This is a genomic window from Rhodococcus erythropolis NBRC 15567 (genome assembly GCF_001552595.1).
Lineage (GTDB): Bacteria > Actinomycetota > Actinomycetes > Mycobacteriales > Mycobacteriaceae > Rhodococcus_F > Rhodococcus_F erythropolis.
Genome location: NZ_BCRM01000021.1, coordinates 1 through 5,280, shown reverse-complemented (window position 1 = coordinate 5,280; position 5,280 = coordinate 1). Strand labels below are relative to the sequence as shown.

The window sequence follows — 5,280 nt, the reverse complement described above, 5'->3', positions numbered from 1 at the left end:
CGACATAGATGCCGCCGTTCTCACCGCTGCCAGCCAGGCCGTATTCGATGCTCAAGGAATACCGATGACGGCGATTACAGAAGTAGACCCGGTGGCCTCTGACGGCGTGAGTTCATACGGCCTGGGCACGGTGCTCGTCACGACAGCCACATTCGCTGAATCCGATGCTGCTGCCCCCGTGTGTGCGGCGCTCGAGGCCGCAGCAGGGTGGATAGCCGATCCTGCAAACGAGCAAGCAGGAGCTCAACTTCTCACCGAGCGAATGAATGTTCCTGCTGACAAAGCCAACCAGGTGTGGGCTTCACAGAAGAGCCTCTGGCCTGTGCAGATTTCGGCCGACCGATGGACCCAGAACGTCAGATGGGTGAACAACCAGACCTCGGGCAAGTCCGACGCAGACGTTCCTTTCGACCCCCTCTGCTGACCAACGCCCCATACACAATCCAGTTCGTCTACTACGAAAGAGAAGAAACGATGACACAACTCGCTGACCAGTCAACACAATCCGAGTCCCCGCACGATCGCCGGCAGCTCACCGAGGCTTGGTCTGCAGTCACCGACAGCCTTGCGACATTCGGTTCGACAGCTGCCGCCACAGGATCGCCGCTGGACAGCGCCGAAGGCGTACGGCACGCACTTCGCCTGTTCGGATACCTCGCCGAGATGAATATCGAACGCCAAGACGTGCTCCGACCTGAACTCTTCACTCTGATGTCACCGATGCGAAAGTTCTGGGGAGACGGCATCGACGTCGACTACTGGACTGCGATGATCGACCCCAACGAGACATACCGTATTCACGGTAACCGTGGCACAGTGCCGTACGTCGCCGTCCTCGCCAATCGCGTCGGCGCGTCTGGGACCGACCGGGTCGCCGACAACATCGTCATCGACGACAAGGTGTGTGACGCGGACGGCAACTTCGAGATCTTCGTCGCACAAGAGCTGGAGGGGCGCAGCGGCATTCGGCTGGATGAGCGCTGCTTCGACGTAGTAGTGCGTGTGTATCACAAGACGCGTAACGCGGAGATCGATCCCGTTCTCCACATCGAGCGCCTCGGTCCGCCGCCTGGTGCACGCCCCGATCTCGACACGGCGTGGCTGGCCCAGCGCCTCACGAAACTTGCTCGTGGCATGGACGTGAGCCTTCGACGCAGTCTTCAGCTCATCGAAACACTCAGTCAGTCTCCCAACGAGATTCGCGTGACCTCGGAGCAACGAGGGTGGGGAGACTTCTACGGCACCAGCTCCAACCAATACATTGCCGGCTGGTGGTCACTGAAAGACGCTACTGCCGTGGATATTACATTCACTCTCCCGGACTGCACCTACTTCGGAGTGATGCTGTACAACCACTGGTTCGAGTCCTTCGAGTACCGCGACCACACCGTCAACCTCAACGACGCACACTTCGAGCGCAATGACGATGGAACCGTGACAATCCGAATCGGGGGAGCAGAAGGTGACAGAAATCGATTGAACCCCTGCAACCACACCGAAGGCATCCTGTTGGCGCGCTGCCTGGAGCCCGCTGAGGATGTCACTTCGCCTCATGTGGAGATCATTCGATGACCGACGAAGTAGACCTGCCGTTGGCAGGTGTCCGAGTAGTGGAGATCGGTCAACTGATCGCAATACCCAGCGCCGGGCAGCAGTTGTCCGATCTCGGCGCCGAGGTCATCAAGCTCGAGCCCCCTGGCGGTGAACCGGCCCGACAAATCGACGCCGATTACGCGCGCGGCATCTTCTACGGGTACAACCGTGGAAAGCGTTCAATCTGCCTCGACCTCAAAGACTCCGCCGATCTGCAGCGGGCTCGGGATCTGATCGCGTCGAGCGACATCTTGCTGCACAATCTGCGCCCGGGAACGCTTGATCGACTGGGATTCTCCTCTGCCGAACTCCAACGTCTGCGACCGGAAATCATCAGCGTATCGGTGAGCGGGTACGGGGCGGAGGGCCCGTCCGCCACCCGCGCCGGGCTCGACATCGCTGCGCAAGCAGAGAGCGGACTGATGTCGGTGACGGGTGAGGCGGAGGGCCCGCCACAGCGTGTGGGCGCACCGGTCATAGATCATGCAACGAGCTACGTCGTCGCCCAAGCGGTACTGGCAGCGCTACTGCGGCGCGATCGCACCGGCAAGGGCTCCTCTGTCCGAGTTTCCCTGCTCGACGTCGCAATCCACTTGCAGACCGCCAACTGGATCGAGTGGCAAGTATCAGGAAAGTCTATGAGCCGCAAAGGGAACGGACAACCAAGCGTCGCACCTGCCGCAGACGTCTTTCGTGCCGTCGATGGCGAGCTGGTGATCAGCGGCTACCAACCACGAGCCTGGATCGAACTGTGCAAGGCGATCGACTTACCAGAGTTGGCCGACGACCCGCGGTTCTCTACCAACACACTGCGCGTGGAAAACCGTGCAGTCCTCGTCGCCACGATCGAGAAGCAGCTGTGCCACCGCAGCGCCGCTGAGGCGGTAGAGCATCTCACCGCAGCCGGAGTGGTTGCAGCGCTTGTGCGTGACTACGACCAGGTAATCTGCGCCGACGATGTGATTGCGAACCGTACCTTCATCCCCGGCACCAACGAACGTGGCGAGCAATATTTGACGCCTGCCATGCCCTATCGCGCCGAACCTCCGATGGCACGAACTGATCCCTCGCAGGTCCCAGCCTTGAACGAGTGGGCGTCGTCGATGGGCTGAATGCGTCACTCTGGCCGAAAACCACTTGGCAACAACGTAACTGACAAACCGATATCCATGCATCATCGAGGAGATGTCCAGTGCTGACAACCGCATTTACCGAGACGTTCGGAGTTCGTCACCCCATCGTCCAGGGCGGCATGCAGTGGGTGGGGAGAGCAGAACTCGTAGCGGCAGTTGCAAACGCCGGCGCGCTCGGCATGCTCACTGCTCTGACACAGCCGACGCCTGACGATCTTGCCCGAGAAATTTCCCGCACGCGCGAGCTCACCGACCAACCGTTCGGAGTCAATCTCACAATCCTCCCGACGATCACACCTCCGCCTTACGATGAGTATCGCAACGTGATCATCGACTGCGGAGTGAAAGTCGTCGAGACAGCCGGATCTTCTCCCGCACCCCATCTGCCGCACTTTCACGCCGCCGGCATCAAGGTCCTCCACAAGTGCACCAGCGTCCGCCACGCGGTCAAAGCCCAGGCCCTCGGCGTCGACGGCATCAGCATCGACGGGTTCGAATGCGCCGGGCATCCAGGGGAAGACGACGTACCTGGTCTCGTTCTCATCGCTGCAGCAGCAGAGCGGATCAGCATTCCCATGATCGCGTCCGGTGGATTTGCCGATGCGCGGGGATTAGTGGCCGCCCTGGCGCTTGGCGCCGACGGCATCAACATGGGCACTCGGTTCATGTGTACCGAGGAGTCCCCGATTCACCGCAACATCAAAGAGGCGATAGTTGCTGCCTCCGAGGTGGACACCGAGCTGATTTTCAGGTCACTGCGCAATACCGCTCGCGTAGCACGCAACAACATCAGCCAAGAAGTTGTCGAAATTCTCTCCAGTGGTGGCAAATTCGAAGACGTTCGACATCTTGTTGCCGGTGCGCGAGGCAGAGCGGTGTTCGACAGCGGCGACCCGGAGGCTGGCATCTGGACGGCGGGGACTGTGCAAGGACTGATTCACGACGTCCCCACTGTGGGTGAATTGGTGGAACGTATTGTCGCAGAGTCCGAAGCACTGATTGCCGGACGGCTTACCGGCCTCCTGGATCCTGTCAGCGCCTGACGCTGTCCGAACCCGCTGAGCGCTACAGTCGGCCAGTCCTTCGCGCATGATCGCTGCCGTTGCGCTCGCCGACCCGCATGCCGCCGATACCTCGTCCTCGATGCGTCGTGCGGTGACGGTGAGCTCTTCCGGATCGCCTCGCGGCTTGTCATCGCGCTCGATCGTTTCGGGTGCATCCGGACGATCATTGACGTTAGGACGAGGAAAGCGCAGGGCGGAGCCGACGAGACGAATGTTTCGAGCTTCTGCCCATCCGGCGCCCCGAAGAAGTAGCTCACGGCCCGCCGGCGCCGACATCCGCGTTCAAAGGACCTATCGTCCTTCAAGTTTCGCGGCATCCAAGGTGTCGATGAGAGTTCGGTCTGCACCGGCAGGGATTAAGGCGTCCCGAATCTATTGCGGGCCTGCAGCATTGCATCAACTGAGGGCCGCCTCGCGTCCTTGGATGGCTGAGACGACAAGATTGCTCTTGGGCAAACTCGTTCCGGAATCTACGGCGTCGACCCATGCGCTTGTTGTTGCGACGGCAGCGAAGTTCGAATGCAAAAGAATCATGAGGGTCTCGTGCAGGGACTGCGCCGATACCTGACCTGCTTCGTTGGCCAGATGGATCGCACCGCTGGCATCTGACAAAATCTCGGCGGCGAACCCGAGAGCTTCCGCTTCCACGGCGGTGCCGAGGTCGCAATTGTTGGTCATGTACCCGACGATCGTGATGGTGTCGATGTCTTTCGCGTGCAGCCAATCGGCTGTATCGGTGCCGGCGAAGACGCTCGCGTACTGCTTGTGGATGCGCTTGGTTTCCGGATCGAGGTGATCCTCGAGCGCTGGGTGAAGTGACCATCCGGGCGTACCTTCGACAAAGACCGGGGCGGCCTCGGGCATCCGATGTTGCACGACGACGACGGGAAGGTCATTCGCGCGAGCGACCTTGACGGCGCTGAGGATGTTGGCCAATGACTCCTCACGCGGCGGGTACTGGATCTGCAGTGGACCGTCGAAGTATTCCTGCTGTACGTCGACGACGATAAGGGCACGGCGAGGTGTAGGCACTTTCATCACTCCTGGAAGGTCGGTCGGGTTCGGTTTCGTATCGGCGATCCTGACGGTCGTCTTCCATTGTTCGGTAGGTGTCTATGCATCCGTGAGTGGCACGGGTGCATACTTTCGATGACTTTGCGCCATGATGTGGAAGAGACCAAATGCGAATCGCCGTCTATGCGTTCGACAGCATCACGATGTTTCATCTCGCAGCGCCGTTGATGGTGTTCGGTGAGGTGGGCAGGCTCGGGCTCGCACCTGACTGGGAAACCAGGTTGTGGTCCGATCGCGCGGGCGCGGTTCGGACCGTCGAGGGATACTCGGTCGGCGATGTGGCGGGACCGCGGACACTCGATTGGGCCGACATCGTGATCATCCCTTCCTGGCCGCTACCACTTTCACCGATCAGCGAGTCATTGCGAGCCAAGCTGTGCCGGGCGCACGCTCGCGGCACCCCGATCGTGGGGTTG

General features: G+C 60.6%; 5 protein-coding genes and 1 pseudogene. 5 read left to right on the top strand and 1 reads right to left on the bottom strand.

Going from position 1 to position 5,280, the window contains the following annotated elements; all coding sequences use genetic code 11:
- The 4 genes and pseudogenes from RE4_RS22935 to RE4_RS22920 all read left to right on the top strand — a co-directional run.
- Window positions 1-424 (top strand): annotated as a pseudogene (locus tag RE4_RS22935) (ABC transporter substrate-binding protein); the annotation flags it as partial.
- A gap of 50 nt (window positions 425-474) precedes the next feature.
- Window positions 475-1,572, top strand: a complete 1,098-nt coding sequence (locus RE4_RS22930) for a hypothetical protein (protein ID WP_060939408.1) — start codon at window positions 475-477, stop codon at window positions 1,570-1,572.
- Window positions 1,569-2,705, top strand: coding sequence for a CaiB/BaiF CoA transferase family protein (locus RE4_RS22925; protein ID WP_060939407.1), 1,137 nt, complete (start codon window positions 1,569-1,571; stop codon window positions 2,703-2,705). Before RE4_RS22930 ends, RE4_RS22925 begins: the two co-directional genes overlap by 4 nt.
- Before the next feature lie 80 nt (window positions 2,706-2,785).
- A complete protein-coding gene (locus RE4_RS22920; RefSeq protein WP_060939406.1) occupies window positions 2,786-3,769 on the top strand; it encodes an NAD(P)H-dependent flavin oxidoreductase in 984 nt (327 codons plus the stop codon).
- A 417-nt stretch (window positions 3,770-4,186) separates the two neighbouring features.
- Here the strand turns inward: RE4_RS22920 and RE4_RS22915 are convergent, their stop codons facing one another.
- Window positions 4,187-4,822 (bottom strand): isochorismatase family protein, encoded by a 636-nt coding sequence (locus RE4_RS22915; protein ID WP_174531781.1) that lies wholly within the window; start codon window positions 4,820-4,822, stop codon window positions 4,187-4,189.
- Window positions 4,823-4,971: 149 nt separating this feature from the next.
- On the opposite strand from RE4_RS22915, the gene RE4_RS22910 reads away from it, so the two are divergent.
- Window positions 4,972-5,280, top strand: a 309-nt coding sequence (locus RE4_RS22910; RefSeq protein ID WP_502686357.1) for a type 1 glutamine amidotransferase family protein, incomplete at its 3' end; no start/stop codon positions are given.